We start from the raw sequence: 21,594 nt of genomic DNA, 5'->3' as shown, positions 1-21,594 counted from the left end.
CGCCCCCGCCGGAGCCCCGCTAGACAGGGGCGATGCGGCGGACACGGGGCGACCGACTCGGGATGGCGACGGCAGCGGAATCGAGCCACCACGGTTTCCGGAGCGCGCCCCGCGCCCCGGCGGCCCGGGTGCGCGCCGCTGCCGCATCCGCCCTGGCGGCCCTGCTGCTCGCGGGCTGCGCGGGCACGATGGAGGACAGGGTCCAGCCCATCCCCGCCGCCCTGACGGTGCCGCTGCCGCCGGCGGCGCCGCGCACCACGGGCGTCGACACGCCGGCGGCGCGCGAGCGCAAGCAGCTCCTGGGCTTCTACGGGGGCGACTACCGCGCCCCCGCCACGGAACACTTCCTCGACGACGTGCTGGTGAAGCTCGCCGCCGCCTCGGACACGCCGAGCCAAGTGTATCGCGTCACGGTGCTGAACTCGCCGGTCGTCAACGCCTTCGCGCTGCCGTCGGGCGACATCTTCGTGTCGCGCGGGCTGCTGGCGCTGGCCAACGACACGAGCGAGGTCGCCGCCGTGATGGCGCACGAGATCGCCCACGTCACCGAACGTCACGCGCTGCGCCGCGCCGAGATCGAGCGCAACTCGGCCGTGATCGCGAAGGCGGCCTCGGTCATCGACGACCAGAGCCGCCAGAGGAATTTCCAGAACTACGCCCAGTTCTCCCTCGCGGCCTTCTCGCGCCAGCAGGAGATGGACGCCGACCAGGTGGGCATCCGGGTCATCGCCAAGGCGGGCTACGACCCTTTCGCGGCGTCGCGCTTCCTAGTGTCGCTCGGCCGGGCCACGGACCTGCGCCAGTCGCTCCACCCCGGCGCCGACGCCAAGCCCGACATGATGGCGACCCACCCCTCGACGCCAGAGCGCGTCGCCCATGCGGTGGCGGTGGCGCGCGGGATTTCGGCGCCCGGCATCGGCGAAACGGGCCACGACCGCTATCTCGCCGCCATCGACGGCATCCTGTACGGCGACGACCCCGCGCAGGGCTTCGTGCGCGGCCGGCGCTTCATCCACCCGAAGCTCGGCTTTGCCTTCACGGCGCCGGACGACTTCGTGCTCGAGAACTCGGCCCAGGCGGTGCTGGGCGTGACGCCGGCCGGCACCGAAGCGCTGCGGCTCGACAGCTTGAAGCTCGCCCCCGGGCAGACGCTCGACAGCTTCATCGCCAAGGGCTGGATCGACGGGCTGCAGGCGAGCCCCGCCGAGGCGCTGAAGGTCAACGGGCTCGACGCCGTCACGGCCACCGCCAAGGCGGATGCCTGGTCGTTCCGGCTGGCCGCCATCAGGGTCGGCAACGACGTGTACCGCCTGACCTTCGCCGCCAAGGACCTGACGCCGGACGCCGACCGGCGGTTCCGCGACAGCATCGACACGTTCCGCCGCGTCACGCCCGAGGACGCGCGCGACGTGAAGCCGATGCGGGTGTCGGTGGCGACCGCGGCCGCCGGGGAGGGGGCGGACGCCTTCGCGTCCCGCATGGCGGTGCCGGACCACCCGCTCGAAACCTTCGAAACGCTGAACGGCCTTGAGGGGACCCAGCTCGAAGCGGCGCGGCGCTACAAGATCGTGGTTGAATAGCCGGGCGAGCGCACCAGATCGACCAGGGGCGAGTTTGCCGCAGTGCATCCCGGCCGAACCCTAACGGGATCTGAAACCTTCGCAAGGCTGCCGCGTATCTCACCTGGACCACCCGGGGAGAGCGACCATGTTGCAGATGGCGGGCGTGAGGCGGCAGTTCGTCAAGGCCGCGATGTCGGCCCGCTTCCTCGAGCGGGACGAGGAGCGCGCCTTGGCCGAAAGCTGGCGCCACAAGGGCGACGAGCGCGCGCTCCACGAGCTCGCCGCCGCCCACATGCGCCTCGTCATCGCGCTGGCGGCCCGCTTCCGCCATTACGGCCTGCCGATCGCCGACCTGATCCAGGAAGGTCACGTCGGCCTGCTCGAAGCCGCGGCGCGCTTCGAGCCGGAGCGCGAGGTGCGCTTCTCCACCTACGCGACGTGGTGGATCCGGGCTTCCATCCAGGACTACATCCTGCGCAACTGGTCGATCGTGCGCGGGGGCACGAGCTCGGCCCAGAAGGCGCTGTTCTTCAACCTCCGCCGGCTGCGCGCCAAGCTGTCGCGCGACGGCGGCGGGGCGGAATCGAACGCGTCCATGTTCAACACGATCGCGCTGGCGATCGGCGTGTCGCCCGCCGACGTCGAGCTGATGGACACGCGGTTGAGCGGGCCGGACGTGTCGCTGAACGCGCCGGTGACCGACACCGAGTCGTCCGGGCAGACGGAGCGGGTGGAGTTCCTGGTCGACGACAAGCCGCTGCAGGACGAGACGGTGGGCGAGGCCATCGACGGGGATCGGCGCATCCTGTGGCTGCGCGAAGCGCTGGGCGTGTTGAGCGAGCGCGAACTGCGCATCGTGCGCGAGCGGCGCCTCGAGGAGAATGCCGCCACCCTGGAAGCCCTGGGCTCGCGGCTCGGCATCTCGAAGGAGCGCGTCCGGCAGATCGAGAACCGCGCGATGGAGAAGCTGCGCCGCGCGCTGTCCGACCGCACCGAGGCCGACGCCGCCCGCGCCCTGGTGGCGATGGGGGCCTGATTCCGGGTTTTCGAGGGGCTGAGGCCTCTCGGCGGCTTTAGGGGCGGGGCCCCGATGCGGCTCTGTCGCCGGCTGAGACATTGGTCTCGACAGTGCCGTTCCGGGCGACGCGGAGACCCGGGATCCAGGCGATCCGACGGGGCGGGACCTGTCGGCATCGTGCCCGGCCGCACCGCCCGGTCCCGGGGCAGGCCCGGCATGGCGGGGCTGGCGCGGGCCCATGCCGGACGCCGGCTTCAGACTGTGTCGATGTATCGAACTTGGGCCTGAATGCCCCTTGGAAAACCTGAGGGAAATTTCCCTCAGTTTCCGCTAGACGGGCATTCATTCACAAACTCTCAGTGCGCCTCGTCCCAGTTGTGCGCCGCGCCCGCCTCGACGGCGAGGGGCACGGACAGCGACACCGCCGGATGCGGCGCTTCCACCATCACGCGCTTGATCACCGGGATGGCGCGCTCGACCTCGGCGTCGGCGATCTCGAACACCAGCTCGTCGTGGACCTGCAGCAGCATCTTCGCTTCGAGCTTCTCGGCCTGCAGCGCCCCGTCCATCCGCACCATGGCGCGGCGGATGATGTCCGCGGCCGTGCCCTGGATCGGCATGTTGATCGCCGCGCGCTCGTTGAAGGCCCGCTCCGACGGGTTCGAGGCGTTGATGCGCGGGTAGTGGCACTTGCGGCCGAACAGCGTCGTCACGAACCCCTGCGCCCGTGCGGTCTTCTTCGTCGCTTCCATGTAGTCGCGGATGCCGGGGAACCGCTCGAAATAGGTCTTGATGTAGTCGCCCGCCTCCTGCCGCCCGATCGACAGCTGGTTGGCCAAGCCGAAGGCCGAGATGCCGTAGATGATGCCGAAGTTGATCGCCTTGGCGCGCCGCCGCACCTCGCCGGTCATCTCGGCCAGCGGCACGCCGAACATTTCGGAGGCCGTGGTGGCGTGGATGTCCCGCCCTTCCGCGAAGGCCTGCTTCAGCTGCGGGATGTCGGCGATGTGGGCGAGCAGTCGCAGTTCGATTTGGGAATAGTCGGCCGACACCAGCTTGTGCCCCGGCTCCGACACGAAGGCGGTGCGGATCTTGCGCCCCGCCTCGGTCCGCACCGGGATGTTCTGGATGTTCGGGTCCGACGACGACAGGCGGCCGGTGGTGGTGGCCGCCAGGGCGAAGGAGGTGTGGACGCGCCCGCGGTCGGCGAAGGTCGGCAGGGCGTCGGTGTAGGTGGCCTTGAGCTTCGACACCTGCCGCCATTCCAGCATCAGCTTGGCGAAGCCGTTGCCGGTCTCGGCCAGCTCGTCGAGCACCTGGGCGGAGGTCGACCAGGCGCCGGTGGCGGTCTTCTTGGCGCCGGGCAGGCCCATCTTGCCGAACAGGATGTCGCCGAGCTGCTTCGGCGAGCCGAGGTTGAACGGCTCGCCCGCCGCCTCGTGGATCTCCGATTCCAGCCGCGCCATGGTTTGGGCGAAGTCGCCCGACAGGCGGGACAGGATGTCGGCGTCGATGGCGATGCCGCGCCGCTCCATGCGGGCCAGGGCGGGCACCAGCGGGCGCTCCAGCGTCTCGTAGACCTGGGTCATGCTTTCGGCGGGGAGGCGCGGCTTCAGCACGCGCCACAGCCGCAGCGTCACGTCGGCGTCCTCGGCCGCGTAGGCGGTGGCCTTGTCGAGGGCCACGCGGGCGAAGCCGACGAAGCTCTTGCCCGAGCCCGCCACCTCCTTGAAGGGGATCGGCTCGTGGCCGAGGTGGCGCTTGGCGAGCTGGTCCATGCCGTGGGTGTCGACGGTCGCGGCGGCATCGAGCACGTAGGACATCAGCATCGTGTCGTCGAAGGGCGCCACCGTGATGCCGTGGCTGGCGAAGACCAGCCAATCGTACTTCATGTTCTGCGCCACCTTCAGCACGTCCGGCGCCTGGAGGAGGGGGCGCAGCCGGTCGATCACGTCGCGCAGCTCCAGCTGAACGGGCGCGGCGGCCTCGGCGGCGGCGGGCGCGGGCGCGTCCGCGGCGAAGAGCCCGGCGGCTTCGGCGGCGGCCTTCTCCTTCTTGGTCTTCTTCGGCGCGGGCGGCGGGGCCGGGGGAGGGGGGGCGAGGTGGCCGACCGGGATATAGACGGCCTCGCCGGGCGCGATGGCGAGCGCCACGCCGACGAGCTCCGCCACCCGGGCGTCGAGCGAGGTCGTTTCGGTGTCGACCGCCACCACGCCCGCCTCGCGCGCCTGCGCGATGGCGGCGTCGAGCGCGTCCAGCGTGGTGATCGTGCGGTATTTCGCGTGGTCGAACGGCAGGGCGCGCATTTCGGCGGCGCGCGCGGCGGCCAGCGTCGCGGGGCCGTCGAGCTTCGGCAGGGCCGCCGCGATGGCGGCGGCGTCGCGATGCTCGGCGGGCTCCGCCGGGGCTTCGCCGGTGGCGATGATGCCGCCGCCCTCCTCGACGGGGGCGGCGGGCGCGCCGTGGCGGGTGCGCCAGCCGCCGGGGCCGACGAGCCGGTCGTCCGGCTCCACCTCGCCGGGCTCGACGCCGTAGAACTCGCCGATGCGGCGCGTCAGCGTGGTGAACTCCAGCGCCTTGCAGAAGGCCACGAGCTTCTCGCCCTCCGTGCGGGGCAGCCGCAGCGCGTCGAGCGGCACGTTCACCTCCACGGTGTCGCAAAGCTTCACCAGCTCGCGCGACACGCGGATGCGCTCGACGTTCTCGGGCAGGGTGAGGGCTTCGCGGCGCTTCGGTTGCTTGATCTCGGCGGCGCGGGCCATCAGGGCGTCGAGGTCACCGTATTCGTTGATCAGCTGCGCGGCGGTCTTGATGCCGATGCCGGGCGCGCCCGGCACGTTGTCGGTGGAATCGCCCGCCAGCGCCTGCACGTCCACCACGCGCTCGGGCCCGACGCCGAAATAGGCCATCACCTCGTCGACGCCGATCAGCCGCTCGTCGCGGGCGCCGGCGGCGCCCGGCACGCCGGACGCGGGGTCGTACATGGACACGCCTTCGCCCACGACCTGCATCAGGTCCTTGTCGGGCGACACGATCGTGACGTCGGCGCCGGCCTCGCGGGCGTGGCGGGCGTAGGTGGCGATGAGGTCGTCGGCCTCGTAGGTGGCCTGCTCCACCGGCACCATGCCGAAGGCGCGGACGGCTTCGCGCATCAGGTGGAACTGCGGCACGAGGTCTTCCGGCGGCTCGCTGCGGTGCGCCTTGTAGGCGGGGAAGAGCTCCTTGCGGAACGAGTTCTCGCTCTTGTCGAAGATTACGGCGAGGTGGGTGGGCATCGTGCCCATGGCGCCCTCGCGCACGAACTGCAGCAGCTTGGTGGCGAAGAGCCGGACCGCGCCGGTGGGCAGCTTGTCGGAGCGGTAATTGTATTTCTGGTCCTGGCGGATGGATTGGAAATAGGCGCGGAAGATGAAGGCCGAGGCGTCCACCAGGAAGACGTGGTCGCCGGCGGCGACGGGGCGGTTCTGGGCCATGGCGGGGTTCCTCGGTTCCGCGTGCTTCATTCCACGGAACGACGCCGGAGGCGAGCCGCCCGCGGCGATGTGCTAAGGCTCACCCGCGAAACGTGGAGTGCGATGCGATGGGCGAAGAACGAGTCATGACGGTCGCCAAGCTGATCGAGCACCTGAGCCGCTTCCCGCAGGACGCCGAGGTGGTGGACCTCGAAGTGTCGGTGGTGATCGACGCGGACGCCAACCTCGTCCAGAGCCTGTCGCTGTGGGAGAACGACGGGCCCGAGGACGACGATCCCGACGACCCGGAGCGCGAGGACCTGCCCGCCGACCGCGACCGCAAGGTCGTCAACCTGTCGCCGCGCCGCTCCAAGACCTGAACGGCAGGGAGGCAGGACGAGAAAGGGGCGCCTCGCGGCGCCCCTTTTGCGTATCGGCCGATGCGTGAAGCGTCAGGTCACGGCCTTGCCGGCCATCACGCCCAGGATCAGGAAGATCACGAAGATCACGACGAAGATGTAGAACAGGATCTTGGCGATGTCGGCGGCGCCCGCCGAGATGCCGCCGAACCCGAACACGCCGGCGACGATCGAAATGATGAAGAAAATCAGAGCCCATTTGAGCATCGGACGAACCCCCTAGCACAGTCCTGCCTCAATGCGCCGATCCTGCCCAGGTTCCGCGGCGCTGCGCCGGATTGTCGCAAAGTTGTGGATGAACGCCGATCGCGCGACCCGGCTCGATGGGGCGCGCCCCCGGGGACGGTCGACCCCGCCGCGTCGGCGGTCCATTCTGCGCGCGGTTCAGGGGAGCATCCGGCGATGGCGAAACACGGGGCGAGATCGATGGTGGCGGCGCTGGCGCTCGTCGCCGGCGGGGCGGCCTGCGCAGAGGACGTTCCCGCCCCGGGGACGCTGCTCGACCGGGTCGTCGCGTCCCACCAGCTCCGCGTCGGCCTGCCCGGGGACTACAAGCCCTTCGGCGTGCAGGATCCCGCGACCGGCGCCTTCTCGGGCCTCGACGTCGACCTCACGACGGGGCTCGCCCACGCGCTCGGCGCCGAGCCGGTCTTCGTGAAGACGAGCTGGCCGACGCTGATGGCCGATTTCGCCGCCGGCCGGTTCGACGTGCTGGCGGGCGGCGTGTCGGTGACGCTCGACCGCCAGCGCGCCGGCTTCTTCTCCGTGCCGACGGACGTCGACGGCAAGGCCGCCATCGCGCGCTGCGCCGACGCCGCGAAATACGACGGGCTCGACGCCATCGACCGGCCGGAGGTGCGCGTGGCCGTGAACCCCGGCGGCACCAACGAGCGGTTCGACCGGGCGCATCTGCATGCGGCGCAGATCGTCCTGTTTCCCGACAACCGGACGATCTTTCGCGAGGTGGCGGAGGGCCGGGCCGACGTGATGATCACCGACGGCGTGGAAACGCGGCTGCAGCAGAAGCTGAACCCGGGCCTCTGCGCCATCCATCCCGACCGCCCCTTCGACCGCTCCGAAAAGGCGTGGCTGCTGCCGCGCGACATCGCCTTCAAGCTCTTCGTCGACCAGTACATCCACGGCAAGCAGCTCGACGGCAGCTATGCCGCGGCCGTGAAGGCCTGGCTGGACTGATCACGACCGGCGCGCGAGCCGAGCCGCCACGCCGGCGACAAAGATCGCGATCGCTGGCCAGCGCGAACGCGCGCCGCCGCTCGTGCGGCGCGACGGAAACGCGTCGACACTTCCGTCGCCTGGCATCGAACGCGAGCGCTCACGCCCCGCCGAGCGCGGGACCTTTGTCGAGCCGGTCGATGAGGGTCGCGCTCGCCTGGTTGAGCCCCACCACATCGACGACCGCGCCCTGCGCGCGGAAGCGCGCCACGACCTTGTCGAGCGCCGCCACCGCGGTGACGTCCCAGAAATGCGCCTTCGCCACGTCGATCACCACGGCGAGGCCCGCGGCGGCACCCGTGTCGAAGCTGTCCACGAAAGCGTCGGCGGACGCGAAGAACACCTGTCCCGCCACGCGGTAGGTGAGCCGCCCGGCCGCCTCGTCGCGCTCGGCCGCGACGTCGAGCAGGCCCGCCACCTTGAAGGCGAAGAACACGCCGCTGAGCAGCACGCCGACGCCGACCCCGAGGGCGAGGTTGGCCGTCGCCACCGTGGTCGCCACGGTGGCGAGCATCACGGCGCTCGACACCTTGGGATGGGCCAGCAGCCCGCGCAGCGACGACCAGTCGAACGTGTCGACCGACACCATCACCATCACGGCCACCAGCGCCGCCACCGGCACCTGGGACACCCAAGGCTTCAGCGCCACCATCAGCACCAGCAGGAAGGCGCCGGCGAAGAGCGTCGACAGGCGCCCGCGCCCGCCGTACTTCACGTTGGACACGGTCTGCCCGATCATGCCGCAGCCCGCGATGCCGCCGAACAGGCTCGACGCCATGTTGGCGAGGCCCAGCCCCGCGCATTCGCGGTTCCGCGCGCTCGACGTCTGCGTCAGGTCGTCGACGACGCCGGCGGTCATCATCGATTCGAGCAGGCCCACGGCCGCGATGGCCAGCGCCGGGCCGGCGACGATGCCCAGCGTGCCGAGGTCGAACGGCACGGACGGCCAGGCGAACAGCGGCAACGCGTCCGGCAGGCGGCCGAGGTCCGCCACCGTCCTCACCGGCAGGTGCAGCCCGATCGAGGCCGCGGTGAGGACCAGGATGGCGATCAGCGGCGACGGGATGGCCCGGGTGACGAGCGGCACGAGGTAGATCAGCGCCAGGCCAGCGAGGAGCACCGCCCAGGTGGCCCAGGCGGCGCCGAGCACCTGCGGCACCTGGGCGGAGAAGATGAGGATCGCCAGGGCGTTGACGAAGCCGGTCCGCACCGATTTCGACACGAAGCGCATGAGCACGCCGAGGCGCAGCGCCCCGAACAGGACCTGGATGGCGCCCGCCAGCAGCCCCGCGGCGAGCAGGTAGGGGAGCCCGTGGGCGTGGACGAGCGGCGCCGCCACCAGGGCGACGGAGCCCGCCGCGGCCGAGATCATGGCGGGCCGGCCGCCCGCGAATGCGATGACGACCCCGATCACGAAGGACGCGTAGAGGCCGACCTGCGGGTCGACGCCGGCCGCGAAGGAGAAGGCGATGACTTCGGGGATCAGCGCCACGGTGGCGACGGCGCCGGCCAGCATTTCCCGCACGGGTCGGCGGAGCCACTCCCGGCGGAGGGTGGAGAATGTCATGGGTGAGGGTCTCGCAAGGACGGCCGGGCGCGCTGTACGGCGGGCGGGTCCTCTGCGTGGTCCGGCGGATCGGCGGCCGGAAGAGCCACCCGGGTTCGCACCGGGTCCTGTCGAATGCCGGGACCGTAGCGCGGATCCGTGCTGCGATGCAACAGCGGCGCCTGCTCGCGGGCGACCGCGACCCGACGGAGACGCGTCAGCATCTCTGTCAATCGATGTCAGAGCCTGTCCGCATGGCCGTCGAGCCTGGCCTGCCCCTGCATCCCGAACGGGTGGCGCCCTTCCGGATCTCACACGGCTTCTGCGAGATCGCTTCGCAGCGCGGAAGCCGGATTCGCGCAGGCGCCGCGCGGGCTTGCGATACCGTCCCGGCCTGTCCAGCCGTATGCCGTATCACAACAGCTGGCGCAGTCCGTCGCAAAGGTCCGACAGCTCGGCCACGGCCTCCGATGACGGGACGGCATCGCTGCCCGTCATCCTCATCCGCTCCGCCGCTTGCCCGACGGCGGCGAGGCACCGTTCGAGCAGAGGAGGGGGGACGATCCCCTCGAATCCGAGGTCGATCAACACGTCACGATCCGACTTCCCGCGCTGGCCCACGCCGTTGCGGCCGGCGAGGTCGCGCGCCACAATGGCGATCAGTTGAACCAGGAAGGCGAAGGCGACGTCGGCCGAGCCCACCTCGGCGGCGTGTCGGGCTCTCGCGAGGCGGGCTTCGAACTCCGCGTCCGAGATCTCCGCCGCGGCGGTTGTCGCATCGTCCATGACGACCAGTTCGAACCGCCAGTCCGGGTGAGCTGAAACCTTCTCCGCCATCGCGACGAGGTCGTTCGATCCCGTGAGCGACGCATGCGTCTTGATCTCCACGACCACATTGTCGGACACGCTGCGGGCGACGACGTCGGGCAAGATGCCGTCCATGAAATCTGGAAGGACCTCGGGGCTGGGGCGCTCGACCACGTCGTAGCCCATCATCCTGTAGCGCCGGGCGACCCGGCGCTGCGCGTCGCGTTCCCGCGCTGCTTCGCCCCTCGCCATCAGCCGAGATCCCCTTCGCCGGTGCCGGTCCACACTCGGACGTGCAGGAACTCGACACCGATCGAGAACGACACCGCGACTGACAGGAAGACGTGCCTCACGGTGAAACTCCCGTTGATGTTGCGCCAGTTGCAGGCCGTGTCGACGATCTGCCCATCGTCCCGATAAACGATCCCCTGGAGGGCGTCCTGTATGGGCTTCAGAAGGTTGTCCCTGTCGGCTATCCGCCGTTCCGCGTAATGGGTGACATGGAGGCGGAGGTCGCTCCGCAACATATCGCGCCCCCCGGGCCAAGCGGCGATGGCCGCGGCGCCCACCTGACGTTTCCAGCTCTGCAGCGCGAGCCGGTTCTTCGCTTGGGCCGAGACAGGCCGCCCCGATACGCAGAACTCGAAGTCCGGCTTTCGGACGTCGTCGAAGCGATATCGGTCGGGCTTCCTCATCACGCGAGCCGGCTTGACCTGAAACGTCGGTCGACCCTAACCGATCACCGGCTCATCTTCCAACCGAAAGCCCGGGCCCCGGTGGGGAGCGCCCGCCCCGACACCGACGGCGCGTCGCGCGCCGACACCTTTCCGGCCCCTCGAACGGCGCGAACGTGCAGGGCAGCGTACCCGGCCCGGCCCATGCCCGACGTTTCCCACCTCGGATTTTGTCAATGTATCGGATTTGTGCCTGAAGGCCCTTTGAGAACATCGAGGACGTTGCCCTCGGTTTCGGCCAAGAGGGCATTCATTCACAAACTCTCAGCCGTCCCCGCCCACGGCCGCCGCCCGCGCCGCGAAGCCCTCGATCAGCCGCTCCAGGTCCTTGCGCTCGCGGGCCGCGGCTTCCTCGCGCGCCAGCGCGTCCACGCCCTTGGCGACGAGCTTCTGGCGCGCCGTGGCGTCCCGCATCGCTTCGGCTTCGGCGTCGACGGTCTTCGCGGCGGCGATGCCGCGTGCGGCGAGGCGCAGGGCCTGGGCCGCCGCGGCGCCGGCGATCGGGCCCGTCAGCAGTTCGCCGTCGCAGAAGCGGGCGAGTTCCTCCTTCGCGGCCTCGACCTCGGCGGCGGAGCGTTCGGCTTCGGCGAGGCGCCAGTCGGCGGAGCGCTTGAGCTGGTCCTGCACCTTCAGGACCCGCTTCATGGCCTTCAAGCGTTCGGTCACGGGCGCGCCCTCATCCGGTCACCAGGAAGCGCCCGAAGGCGTCGATGAAGATCAGCAGCATCGGCCTGATGACGATCGACAGCAGGATCAGCCCGCCGATCAGCAGGAAGGGCGTCGACAGGAAGAAGCTCTGGATGCCGGGCACGAGCCGCCCCACCAGCCCCAGGGCGACGTTGACGACCAGCGAGAAGATCAGGAACGGGCTGCCGATCCGCAGCGCCAGCAGGAAGGCCTCGTTGGCCTTGGACACGAGCTGGTCGAGCGCGAAGCGCGGCGCGAAGCCGTCGGCGATCGGCAGGCTGCCGTAGGAGGCTTCGAGCGCCCGGAAGACTTCGAGGTGGAGGTCGGTCAGGAACATCAGCGCCGTGGCGGCCAGCGTCAGCAGCGTGGTCAGCGCCGGCAGCGTTTCGTCGGCCTCGACGGGGACGCCGAGGTTGGCGCTGAGCCCCACCGACATGGCCACCGCCACGCCGATGAACTCCAGCGCGACGAAGAACACCCGGCCGAACAGCCCGATGGCGGCGCCGACGAACAGCTCCGAGCCCATGACGCGCAGGAGGTGCACCGGCTGCCCGTCGGCCACGAGGGGACGGATGGCGTCGATCTGCAGCGGCGTCAGCGCCAGCGCGACCGCGACCGCGATGAACAGCCGGACCTGCACGGGGATGCGGGGCGACGAGAACCCCGGCATGAGGAGCAGGCAGGCGCCGATGCGGCTGAACACCACGAAGGCCGCCAGCACCGACGCCGAAGCGCCGTCGTTCACGGTGCGCCGCAAGCCCGCGCGCGTCGGGGATCCCGTGCGGCGCTCACGACACCGTGCCCAGCGGCTTGATCTCCAGGCCGCGGGCGATCTCGAGGTGCGACAGCACCGGCAGGGTGGCGAACATGCGCTCCACGATCATGCGGACGTAGGTCCTGACTTCAGGCGCCGCGATGAGGACGAAACTGTGGCCCCCGTCCATGCGCTCGCGGATGGCCGCGGAGGCTTCCTGGCCGAACTGCTCGACGAGCCGCGGGTCGAGTTCGAACTCCGTCACCTCGCCCTTGGCGTCGCGCTTGACGCTCTGGTGGAAGGCGAGGTCCCAGCGGTTGCCGAGCCGCAGCACCTTCAGCACGCCGTTGTCGGCGAGGTCGCCGCAGATCTGCTGGCTCATCCGCACCCGCACGTGCTCGGCCACCTGTTCGGACCGGCGGACGTGCGGCACGATCTCGGCGATGGCTTCGAGGATCAGGTGGAGGTTGCGGATCGACACGCGCTCGCCGAGCAGCAGCTTCAGCACGGCCTGCAGCCCCGAATAGGAGATCTGGCCCGGGCACATGTCGTCGATCAGCTTCTTGTATTCCGGCTCCAGCCGGTCGAGCAGCGCGCGCATGTCCTTGTAGGACAGCAGCTGGCTCAGGTTGTTGCGGATGACCTCGCTGAGGTGGGTGAGCAGGATCGACAGGGTGTCGACCGTTTGGAAGTTCTGGCGCTTGGCTTCGGCCGCGTAGGCGTCCGACACCCAGAGGGCCTTCATGCCGAAGGCGGGCTCGCGGGTGTCGATGCCGGGCAGGTCGGGCCTGCGGCCGTCGCCGGTGATGATCAGCGACTCGCCGAGCCGCAGCTCCTGGGACACCACCACGGTGCCGTGGATGCGGATCTGGTAGGATTTCGGCGGCACGTCCATGCTGTCCGACACTTTGATCTCGGGCACCACGAAGCCGTATTGCTTGGCGAACTTGCGCCGCATCTTGGTGACGCGGTGGGCGAGTTCGGTCCCGGACGGCAGCAGGCGGGCCGCGAGCTGCTTGCCCATGGCGATCTCGATCTCGGCCGTGCGCAGGAACTCCTTCACCGAATCCTTGGTTTCCGCCACCGCGGCGGCGTCGGCCTTCTGGGCGGCGTCGCGGTCTTCCGCCGCCTTGGCGGCGGCGAGGCGGCGCGGCAGCACGGTGCCGGCCGCCACCATCAGGCCGCCGAGGAACGCGAAGGGGAAGAAGGGCAGGCCCGGCACCACCGCCAGCAGGAACATCATCAGGGCGGCGACCAGCAGCGCGCGCGGGAAATGCACGAGCTGGTTCATCACCGCCTTCTCGGTCGAGCCGCGCGTGCCGCCCTTGGACACGAGCAGCGCCGCGCCGAGCGACACGATGAGGGACGGGATCTGCGACACGAGGCCGTCGCCGACCGACAGCTTGGCGAACACGTCGGCCGCTTGGCCGAACGGCATGCCGTGGCGGGTGACGCCGATGACGATGCCGCCGAACACGTTGACGGCCAGGATAATGAGGCCCGCCACCGCGTCGCCGCGCACGAACTTGGACGCGCCGTCCATCGAGCCGAAGAAGGCGCTCTCCTCCTCGAGCTCGCGGCGGCGGCGCTGCGCTTCCTTGTCGTCGATGAGGCCGGCCGACAGGTCGGCGTCGATCGCCATCTGCTTGCCCGGGATGGCGTCGAGCGTGAAGCGGGCGCCCACCTCGGCGATGCGGGTCGCGCCCTTGGTGATGACCACGAAGTTGATGGTGAGCAGGATCGCGAAGACGATGAGGCCGATGACGAAGTCGCCGCCCATCACCAGCCGCGAAAAGCCGCCGATGATGAAGCCCGCCGCGTTGGACCCTTCCGAGCCGTTCGACAGGATGAGGCGCGTCGTGGCGATGTTGAGCGACAAGCGCAGCAACGTGGCGACGAGCAGCACGGTGGGGAAGGCGGAGAAGTCGAGCGGTCGCTCGATCCACAGCGCCACCATCAGGATCAGCACCGACAGCGCGATCGAGAAGGCCAGCCCCATGTCGATCATGAAGGACGGGATCGGCAGGAAGAAGATCGACAGGATCGCCACGATGCCGATGGCGAAGCCCACGTCGCGGCCGCCGCGGCGCGGCGCCCGGGCCGCGGCGGCCTTCGCCTGCTGTGCCCTCGCCGGAGTGATGGTCGCGATGCTCATGGGATCCTGCCGCCGCGGCCGGCCCCGCGCGGGGCCGGTCCAGTCCGGCCGGAAGGGTGGCGCCGCGAGCTTGCGCCGGGGTGGGCACCCGCAGCGGCGACCGGCCCGCGGGCGGCGGCGGCGCCGCGGGTTGGTCAGTGAGCTGAAACTCACTGTTGAGCGCGGGCGGGCCCGGCCGGGAACCAAGCTCCCCCGTGCCGGTTATCGGGGCTCATGGATCCCCGCGAGAGGACCGTCCGGGCCTCCGCGGGGCGCCCGGAAGGAAGCAGTCTCGGCCCGTCCAGGCCAAGTGGTGCCCTGAACCTCGTGCGTCGTCGGTGCCGGTCGCGCGCCCGAGGTCCATCCTTTTCAAGATCGGCGTGCCGCCCGCCTTCCCCCGCTCGTCCCGGAGCGGCGCGGGGCGCGGTGCGGGCCTCACAGGCGGAGTTCACCATGGGCATTCTCGATTCGATCATCGGCGGCCTGCTCGGCGGCCAGAACAACCAGGCCACCGGCGGCGGTTCGCCCCTCGGCGGCATCATTTCCAGCGTGCTCGGCGGCGGCGGCGCGGGCGGCGGCCAGTACGAGAACCAGGCTCCCGGCGGCGCGGCAGGCGGCATCGCCAGTGCGCTCGGCGGCGCGGGCGGCATCGGCGGGCTGGTGTCGCAGTTCCAGCAGGCCGGCCTCGGCCACATCGCGGAATCCTGGATCGGCAACGGCGCCAACCAGTCCGTCTCGCCCGACCAGCTCCAGAGCGTCTTCGGCCAGGGCCAGACCCAGCAGATGGCGGCCCAGGCCGGCATGGACCACGGCGACTTCCTCCAGCAGCTCAGCCAGGAACTGCCCCAGGCCGTCGACGGCGCCACGCAGGGCGGGGGAGCCGGCGACGGCTCGATGAACGTTTGACCTCCCGATCCCCTGACGGACCTCACCCCATGATCGGAAAACGCACCGTTTCGGCCCTGGTCCTGGCGTCCTTCCTCGGCCTGCAGCCGGGGATCGCCCCGGCCTATGCCGAGAACGCGATGAACTACCGGTTCCTGTCCGCGAACGACGCCGACGCGCTGCCCAAGGCCGGCGGCACGCTCGGCCTGAACGTCGGGCCGGGCGAGCAGATCACCAGCGGCGGGATGACGTTCCGCCTGCTGCGCGTCAACAGCGTCAAGGCCGGAGCCGCGGGCGCCCAGGCGGGCTTCCGCAAGGGCGACCAGATCGTGTCGGTCGACGGGCGCGTGTTCCCCACCGTGCCGGCCTTCGCCGACTACGTCGGCTCGGTCGCGCCGGGCCGGCAGATCGCGGTCGACTTCCTCCCCGCCGGCGGCGGCCCGCAGGATGCCCAGCGCTTGACCGCCACGCTCGGCGGCCCGTCCGCTGGCGGTGCGGCCCCGGCGGTCGCGACCGCGCCCCCGGCCGCCCAGCCCGGCGACGCGGCGCCGGCGGAAGGCGGCACGCTGTCGACCGGCACCAAGGTGGCGATCGGCGCCGCCGCGGTGGCGCTGTTCGGCTGCTACAAGCTCGGCTGCTTCAACCGCTTCAAGCGGCAGCCCGCCGCGGTGCGCTGAGCGCCTTCCACGACGGTCACGCGCGGTTCATCCGCGCGGGCCCATCGTCCCGCCACAACGAAAGGACATCACCATGCATATGTCTTGGAAGGGCATCGTCGTCGGCGCCCTCGCCCTGGCCGGCGCGACCGTCGCCGTGGCCGACGCGCAGGCCATGCCGGTCCAGCCGCTGAGCCCGGCCGCTTCCGCGGCCCCGCTCGAGCACGTCTATTATTACGGCTACGGTTATCGCCGCCCGTTCGTCCGGCCCTTCGTCCGCCCCTTCGTGCGCCGGCGGTTCTACGGCTATCGCCGTCCGTTCGTGCGCCCCTTCGTCCGCCCGTTCCTGGGCTATCGGCGGCCCTACGGCGGCTACGGCTACCGCCGGTTCTGACCGCGGACTCGCACGACGCGGGATCCAGGGCGGGCGGCCTCCGGGCCGCCCGCCCTTTTTCATGGTCCCGCCGCCGGGAACCCGGGGCCGCCTCGAACCCGGGCCCCCGTTCGCAAGCGCTCAGTCCGGGATCTGGTCGAGCGACGTGGGCTCGGCGGCTTCGGCGCCGTTCTGGTTGCGGCGATGGGCGGCGAGCGCCGGGTAGGTTTTCAGCCGCGCCCGCATCAGCGAGCCCAGGGGGCGATGCGCCGCGAGGCTGTGGGCCGGGCGGAACGACATGCGCTCCGTCATGAAGGCGCGCCGCGCTTCGCCGAGCGCGTCCTGCCGCGGCAGCACCAGCCGCGCGACCGCCTGATACGGGCTCTCGTCCTCGGGCCAGCGCACGGACGCGTCTTCGACCGGCATGGACGCGAGGTCGGTGCAGAGCTGCACGCGGAGCTCGAACTCGGCCCCCGCCTCGCCGAAATACGCCACCGTGGCGTCCCGAAAGGCGTCGGGGCGGCCCGACGTGTCCATCGGGCCGTCGCCGAGCGCGTCCTGCCCGGGAGACACCGGCACGAGGCAGATCTTGGCGACGTAGTCGCCGTAGCGCAGCGCCGCCTGGCTGTAATAGGTGTCCGTCAGCGGATGGCGCGGCGTGTGGCCGAAGAAGTCGAGCAGCGGGCTGTGGTCGCCCTTCACCGCCAACACCACCTTGTCGAGCTGGCGCGCGGCGTTGGACACCACCCCCTTCAGCGTTTCGCGCCCTCCTGCCGTGGCCTCGATGCCCTTCATGGCCCGCAGGAAGGCCGCGGCGTCAGGGTTCGGGAACACCGGGCCGGTGGCCAGGACGAAGTCCTGCGTGTCCTCGGCGTGGCCGTCGATCTTGGGTCCCGCGGCGTCCAGCACCTTGAACGCCAGGCCGCGGTGCGTCGACACGCTGTCGGGCAGGTGCTCGCCCGGCCCCTGCGCCATGCGCACCGCCACCGGAAAGGTCCTGGGCTCCGCGAACAGCCCCTGGCGCAGCTCCGGCGCAAGGCCGTCGAGCACGCGCAGCTCGCCCTTCAGGAAGGCGCTGGCCTTGGCGTGCGACGCCCGCACGGTGTGGCCCTCGCGCGCCGCGACCTTCCGGCTCTCGTGGGTCATCGCGGCGATGATGCCGGCGATGGCCTCGTCCTCGCCCGCCGGGAGCACCTCGATGTCGTCGCTGTAGCGGATGTAGTCTCGAGCCGGCATGGCGGTGTGGTCCCCGTCTGGCCCCTCGTCCGGCCCCTTCGGGTCGCCGCGACGGCGGGGCGGTCGAGAGCCAACGCCGAGCCACCCGTGGGGGATGCGCGGCGCCGGGCCCGCCGACGTCATCCGGGTCCGACCGGGAAGGCGGCCCGCAGCGCGTCGGCGCCGCCCGACAGGAGGCCGCCGTCGGTGCCGACCGCGGTGAAGACCGTGCCGAGGCCCATGCAGCGCTGCGCGAAGGCGCGGTCGAGCGTGAGGATCCCGGCGGGCAGCCCCGCCGCGCGGATGCGCCCGATCGCGGCCTCGATGGCGCCGACCACCGCGGGATGCATCGGGTTTCCGGGGTGGCCCATGCTGGCGGCCAGGTCGGCGGGGCCGATGAACAGGCCGTCGACGCCGTCCACCGCCGCGATGGCGTCGATCCGGTCCAGGGCTTCCGCGGTCTCGACCTGGACGATGAGGCACAGCTCGTCCGAAGCCCGGCGGGCATAGTCGGGGATGCGGCCGAAGCGGGTCGCGCGAGTCCAGCCCGACACGCCGCGCACCCCCGCCGGGGCGTAGCGCATGGCTTCCACGGCGGCGCGGGCCTCGTCGGCGTCCTGAACGTAGGGGATCAGCAGCGTTTGGGCGCCGACGTCGAGGTAGCGCTTGATCTCGGCGGCGTCGTTGGTCGTCGGCCGCACCACGGCCGACACCGGATAGGGGGCGGCGGCCTGGAGCTGCCCCAGGACGGAGGCGGGGTCGCCGGGCGAATGCTCCGTGTCGAAGACGATCCAGTCGTATCCGGCGCCGGCCAGCACCTCGGCGACCGTGCCGCCGGGGATCGAGCACCAGAGCCCGATCTGCTGGCGTCCGGCGCGGATGGCGCGCTTGAAGCGGTTGACCGGCAGGTCCATGGCCGTCTCCTCCTGATCGTGACATTCGGTCGTGATCCCGGACGCTTCGGGCGCCCGGGATCCGTTAGGATGGGGATTCTGATGCCGGAATCGGGGAAAATCAAACGATGAGCCGTCTCGTCTACGTCCTCAACGGGCCGAACCTCAACCTGCTCGGCAAGCGCCAGCCCCACATCTACGGCTCCGAAACGCTGGCGGACGTCGAGTCCGGCTGCCGCGCGCTCGCCGCCGAGCTGGGCCTCGCGCTGCGCTTCCTGCAAAGCAACCACGAGGGGCAGGTCGTGGACTGGATCCACGAGGCCCGCGAGGCGGCCGGCGGCATCGCCATCAACCCCGCCGCCCACACCCACACGTCCGTGGCGATCCTCGACGCGCTGAACGCCTTCGACGGCCCCGTGATCGAGGTCCACATCTCCAACGTCCACAAGCGCGAGCCCTTTCGCCACCATTCCTACGTGTCGCTGCGCGCCGATGGCGTCATCGCGGGGTTCGGCACGCAGGGCTACGGCCTGGCGCTGCGCCGGCTCGCCACCCTCATCGACGCGAAGGCCGAGGCGGAGGCCGGCGGCCCGCGGTCCTGACCGCCGGCCGCCGCTTCGACGCCGTCGGGTGGCCTCAGGCCTTGCGCCGCCGCGAAGGCGCGCGCAGCCCCAGGGCGGACAGCTCGGCCTCGTGGTCCCGCGCCCAGGCGTAGAGCATCTCGATCGGCTCGATCATGGTGCGGCCGAGCGGGGTGAGGCTGTAATCGACCCGCGGCGGCACGACGTGGTGGACTTCGCGGGCGACGAGGCCGTCGCGCTCGAGCTCGCGCAGCGTTTGGGTCAGCATCTTTTTCGACAGGCCGGGAAGGGCGCGCTGCAGCGCGCCGGGGCGGCACGTTCCACCGTACAGCGCCTGCATGGCGTGGAGCACGTGGCTGGTCCACTTGGCCGAGAACAGCTCCAGCACCCGGCGCGGCGCGCAATCCTCCGTGAAGGCCTCGCCCTTCGCCGCGAGGGCTTCGCGCTTCGCGGCAGGAACCCGGCCCTTCGCCGCGGGGGCGTCGCCGTCCGGGTCGGTCACGCGCGTGTCCATGGGCACCTCCTGGTGGCTATGACCCCTTCTGGTGCCGTCTCGCCGCCCCGGCAAGCCTCCCCCATCTCGAAGCCTCACACCGGCGGTCGGATGTCCCGACCGCCGGCCGGCATCGACGCCGCGACGTCGGCCGGCAACGCAGGAGACAGCGCCATGGCCCGCACGGCCCTCATCGCCGGCAGCACCGGCATCGTCGGCAACAACCTCGCCCGCCACCTCGTCGACGAAGGGTGGACGGTGCACGGCCTCGCCCGCAACCCGGGCTCCATGCCGGGCGTCGCGCCCGTGTCGGCGGACCTCACCGACCCCGCCTCGCTGGCGGCGGCGCTGGCCGACCTCCGCCCGAGCCACCTCTTCATCGCCACCTGGATGCGCCGCCCGACCGAGGCGGAAAACTGCGCCGTCAACGGCGCGACCGTGCGCAACCTGCTCGGCGCGCTGGACCACGCCCCCCTGGAGCACGTGGCGCTGGTGACGGGCCTCAAGCACTACCTCGGCCCCTTCGAGGCCTACGGGCACGGCACCCTGCCGGCGACGCCCTTCCGCGAGGAACAGGGGCGGCTGCCCGTCGAGAACTTCTACTACGTCCAGGAGGACGCGGTGTTCGACGCGGCGCGGGCCCGCGGGTTCGGCTGGAGCGTGCACCGGCCCCACACGATGATCGGCTTCGCGCTCGGCAACGCCATGAACATGGGCGTGACGCTCGCCGCCTACGCCAGCCTGTGCCGCGCGTCGGGCCGGCCCTTCCTGTTCCCCGGCTCGCCCCAGCAGTGGCACGGCCTGACCGACATGACCGACGCGCGCCTGCTCGCCCGCCACCTCTCCTGGGCGTCGACGGGCGAAGCCGGGCGCGACCAGGCCTTCAACGTGGTCAACGGCGACGTCTTCCGCTGGAGCTGGATGTGGGAGCGCATCGCCGGCTGGTTCGGCCTCGACCCCGCGCCCTATCCCGGGCACCCGACGCCGCTGGAAGGGCAGATGGCGGATGCCGGCCCGGCCTGGGCGGCGCTGGCCAGGGAGCACGGGCTCGTCGAGCCCGACCTCGCCCGCCTCGCATCGCCCTGGCACACGGACGCCGACCTCGGCCGGCCCATCGAGGTCGTCACCGACATGGGGAAGAGCCGCAAGGCCGGCTTCCTGGACTACCAGGCGACCGACGACAGCTTCTTCGACCTGTTCGCGCGGCTGCGGCACGAGCGCGTCGTCCCGTGAGGGACGGTGCCCGCCCGAAACGCGACAGGGCGCTCCAAAGCGAGGGGCGGGCACCGGCATCGCCTTGAACGGGCTAAAGCCGCGCTTTAGATGGCGTCGTCCGCAGGAGGCGCGATCGCGATGCTTTTCTTTTTCGACACCGACGACGGCGAGCACAGGGTCGCCGACAGTTCGGGCACCGAACTGCCGAACGAGACCGAGGCCGTGGAAGAGGCGGTGTCGCTGCTGCGCGACCTGTCCCACGCCGGCGTGGCGCCGGGCGCGGCCCGCGCCTTCGCGGTGCGGGTCCGAGGGCCGGGCGGCGAGGACCTCTATGCCGCGACGCTGCAGCTCAGGATCGAACGGCTGGGCTGAGCGCTCGTCGACGAAGAACCGTCGCACCGAAAGACGGACAGCGGCGCTCCGGCGGCCCGGGAAGGCGCTCGGGCGCGGTCCCGCCCCGTCCGCGGCCTCCGGACCCTACCGGAAGCGGCCCGGCTGGTTCACCGTGGGGGTGACGTCGAGCCCCGTGACGATCATGGTGCAGGGCTCGTCGCCCACGGTGCCGGACCTGTGTCCCTTGCGGCCGTCCCGCTCCACGGTGCCCTGGTCCTCGCCCATCATCAGCTCGCCGGGCCCCATCTCGACGCGATGGCCGTCCATGGTTTCGACGAACCAGCGGCCGGTGAGGATCGCGATCCACTGCGGCTTCGGGTTCTCGTGCCAGTCGCCGACCCAGCCGACGGGCAGCACCGTGAAGGTGACCCCGGCCTTCGAAGGGTCCATCTTGTCGTTCCATTGGGGCGACACGTCGGGGTTCACGCCCTTCAGCTCGAAGGCGGTCAGCGAGAACTTCTCCTGGCGGCTCACGCCGTCGGCGTCCGTGTAGACGTGCCAATAGGGCATCGTGGGCTTGTCGGGCTGGCTCATGATGTCGTTT

Annotated in this window: 22 protein-coding genes and 1 other annotated feature; of the genes, 10 read left to right on the top strand and 12 right to left on the bottom strand. The window is 71.1% G+C overall.

Features of this window, described 5'->3' with window-relative positions; translation table 11 throughout:
* The first annotated feature begins 62 nt into the window (after window positions 1–62).
* Window positions 63–1,580 carry a M48 family metalloprotease gene (locus D3273_RS09810; RefSeq protein WP_245501089.1) on the top strand — a complete coding sequence of 506 codons (1,518 nt, stop codon included), beginning with the start codon at window positions 63–65 and terminating at the stop codon, window positions 1,578–1,580.
* A 127-nt stretch (window positions 1,581–1,707) separates the two neighbouring features.
* Window positions 1,708–2,598, top strand: coding sequence for an RNA polymerase factor sigma-32 (locus tag D3273_RS09805; RefSeq protein ID WP_129225921.1), 891 nt, complete (start codon window positions 1,708–1,710; stop codon window positions 2,596–2,598).
* A gap of 338 nt (window positions 2,599–2,936) precedes the next feature.
* Here the strand turns inward: D3273_RS09805 and polA are convergent, their stop codons facing one another.
* Complete coding sequence (polA, locus tag D3273_RS09800) at window positions 2,937–6,053, bottom strand: DNA polymerase I (RefSeq protein ID WP_129225919.1); 3,117 nt, start codon at window positions 6,051–6,053, stop codon at window positions 2,937–2,939.
* A 107-nt stretch (window positions 6,054–6,160) separates the two neighbouring features.
* Here polA and D3273_RS09795 point away from each other — a divergent pair, with 107 nt between their 5' ends.
* Window positions 6,161–6,412: a hypothetical protein gene (locus D3273_RS09795; protein ID WP_129225917.1), complete on the top strand. Its 252-nt coding sequence runs from the start codon at window positions 6,161–6,163 to the stop codon at window positions 6,410–6,412.
* A gap of 72 nt (window positions 6,413–6,484) precedes the next feature.
* Here the strand turns inward: D3273_RS09795 and D3273_RS09790 are convergent, their stop codons facing one another.
* On the bottom strand, window positions 6,485–6,658 hold the full coding sequence (locus tag D3273_RS09790; protein WP_129220574.1) for a DUF1328 domain-containing protein: 174 nt from the start codon (window positions 6,656–6,658) through the stop codon (window positions 6,485–6,487).
* A 195-nt stretch (window positions 6,659–6,853) separates the two neighbouring features.
* On the opposite strand from D3273_RS09790, the gene D3273_RS09785 reads away from it, so the two are divergent.
* Window positions 6,854–7,645: a transporter substrate-binding domain-containing protein gene (locus D3273_RS09785; protein ID WP_129225915.1), complete on the top strand. Its 792-nt coding sequence runs from the start codon at window positions 6,854–6,856 to the stop codon at window positions 7,643–7,645.
* Between the two features lie 139 nt (window positions 7,646–7,784).
* On the opposite strand, the gene D3273_RS09780 is transcribed toward D3273_RS09785, so the two are convergent.
* The 6 genes from D3273_RS09780 to flhA all read right to left on the bottom strand — a co-directional run bounded on the left by D3273_RS09780 (window position 7,785) and on the right by flhA (window position 14,367).
* Entirely contained in the window at window positions 7,785–9,251 is a 1,467-nt protein-coding gene (locus D3273_RS09780) for a SulP family inorganic anion transporter (RefSeq protein ID WP_129225913.1), read from the bottom strand.
* 55 nt (window positions 9,252–9,306) lie between these two features.
* Window positions 9,307–9,362, bottom strand: a sequence feature (sul1 is cis-regulatory element that is thought to sense ions involved in sulfur or methionine metabolism; They are found in Alphaproteobacteria).
* Window positions 9,363–9,644: 282 nt separating this feature from the next.
* Complete coding sequence (locus tag D3273_RS09775; protein WP_129225911.1) at window positions 9,645–10,289, bottom strand: hypothetical protein; 645 nt, start codon at window positions 10,287–10,289, stop codon at window positions 9,645–9,647.
* Entirely contained in the window at window positions 10,289–10,732 is a 444-nt protein-coding gene (locus tag D3273_RS09770) for a RusA family crossover junction endodeoxyribonuclease (protein WP_129225909.1), read from the bottom strand. The genes D3273_RS09775 and D3273_RS09770 overlap by 1 nt, the downstream gene beginning before the upstream one ends.
* Before the next feature lie 303 nt (window positions 10,733–11,035).
* Window positions 11,036–11,437 (bottom strand): hypothetical protein, encoded by a 402-nt coding sequence (locus tag D3273_RS09765; RefSeq protein ID WP_129225907.1) that lies wholly within the window; start codon window positions 11,435–11,437, stop codon window positions 11,036–11,038.
* Between the two features lie 10 nt (window positions 11,438–11,447).
* Window positions 11,448–12,215 carry a flagellar biosynthetic protein FliR gene (locus D3273_RS09760; protein WP_129225905.1) on the bottom strand — a complete coding sequence of 256 codons (768 nt, stop codon included), beginning with the start codon at window positions 12,213–12,215 and terminating at the stop codon, window positions 11,448–11,450.
* 31 nt (window positions 12,216–12,246) lie between these two features.
* A complete protein-coding gene (gene flhA / locus D3273_RS09755) occupies window positions 12,247–14,367 on the bottom strand; it encodes a flagellar biosynthesis protein FlhA (protein ID WP_129225903.1) in 2,121 nt (706 codons plus the stop codon).
* Window positions 14,368–14,799: 432 nt separating this feature from the next.
* Between flhA and D3273_RS09750 the strand changes: the two genes are divergently transcribed.
* The 3 genes from D3273_RS09750 to D3273_RS09740 all read left to right on the top strand — a co-directional run bounded on the left by D3273_RS09750 (window position 14,800) and on the right by D3273_RS09740 (window position 16,281).
* Window positions 14,800–15,252 carry a YidB family protein gene (locus D3273_RS09750; RefSeq protein ID WP_165359445.1) on the top strand — a complete coding sequence of 151 codons (453 nt, stop codon included), beginning with the start codon at window positions 14,800–14,802 and terminating at the stop codon, window positions 15,250–15,252.
* Between the two features lie 29 nt (window positions 15,253–15,281).
* Window positions 15,282–15,908: a PDZ domain-containing protein gene (locus D3273_RS09745; protein WP_129225899.1), complete on the top strand. Its 627-nt coding sequence runs from the start codon at window positions 15,282–15,284 to the stop codon at window positions 15,906–15,908.
* Window positions 15,909–15,981: 73 nt separating this feature from the next.
* A complete protein-coding gene (locus tag D3273_RS09740; protein WP_129225897.1) occupies window positions 15,982–16,281 on the top strand; it encodes a hypothetical protein in 300 nt (99 codons plus the stop codon).
* A gap of 120 nt (window positions 16,282–16,401) precedes the next feature.
* Here D3273_RS09740 and D3273_RS09735 read toward each other — a convergent pair whose 3' ends face one another.
* Window positions 16,402–17,496, bottom strand: coding sequence for a catalase family protein (locus D3273_RS09735; protein WP_129225895.1), 1,095 nt, complete (start codon window positions 17,494–17,496; stop codon window positions 16,402–16,404).
* Between the two features lie 119 nt (window positions 17,497–17,615).
* Window positions 17,616–18,389: an HpcH/HpaI aldolase family protein gene (locus D3273_RS09730; RefSeq protein WP_129225893.1), complete on the bottom strand. Its 774-nt coding sequence runs from the start codon at window positions 18,387–18,389 to the stop codon at window positions 17,616–17,618.
* Window positions 18,390–18,496: 107 nt separating this feature from the next.
* Here D3273_RS09730 and aroQ point away from each other — a divergent pair, with 107 nt between their 5' ends.
* Window positions 18,497–18,970: a type II 3-dehydroquinate dehydratase gene (aroQ, locus tag D3273_RS09725; protein WP_129225891.1), complete on the top strand. Its 474-nt coding sequence runs from the start codon at window positions 18,497–18,499 to the stop codon at window positions 18,968–18,970.
* Between the two features lie 34 nt (window positions 18,971–19,004).
* On the opposite strand, the gene D3273_RS09720 is transcribed toward aroQ, so the two are convergent.
* Window positions 19,005–19,463: a winged helix-turn-helix transcriptional regulator gene (locus D3273_RS09720; protein WP_129225889.1), complete on the bottom strand. Its 459-nt coding sequence runs from the start codon at window positions 19,461–19,463 to the stop codon at window positions 19,005–19,007.
* A 153-nt stretch (window positions 19,464–19,616) separates the two neighbouring features.
* Here D3273_RS09720 and D3273_RS09715 point away from each other — a divergent pair, with 153 nt between their 5' ends.
* Window positions 19,617–20,675 carry an SDR family oxidoreductase gene (locus tag D3273_RS09715; RefSeq protein WP_129225887.1) on the top strand — a complete coding sequence of 353 codons (1,059 nt, stop codon included), beginning with the start codon at window positions 19,617–19,619 and terminating at the stop codon, window positions 20,673–20,675.
* Between the two features lie 120 nt (window positions 20,676–20,795).
* Window positions 20,796–21,029, top strand: a complete 234-nt coding sequence (locus D3273_RS09710) for a DUF6894 family protein (protein WP_129225885.1) — start codon at window positions 20,796–20,798, stop codon at window positions 21,027–21,029.
* Between the two features lie 105 nt (window positions 21,030–21,134).
* On the opposite strand, the gene D3273_RS09705 is transcribed toward D3273_RS09710, so the two are convergent.
* A complete protein-coding gene (locus D3273_RS09705) occupies window positions 21,135–21,584 on the bottom strand; it encodes a cupin domain-containing protein (protein ID WP_129225883.1) in 450 nt (149 codons plus the stop codon).
* Window positions 21,585–21,594 lie beyond the last annotated feature (10 nt).

The sequence above is a fragment of the Lichenibacterium minor genome (genome assembly GCF_004137685.1).
In the GTDB taxonomy this organism is placed as follows: domain Bacteria; phylum Pseudomonadota; class Alphaproteobacteria; order Rhizobiales; family Beijerinckiaceae; genus Lichenihabitans; species Lichenihabitans minor.
This window is presented reverse-complemented; position numbering and strand designations above follow the sequence as displayed.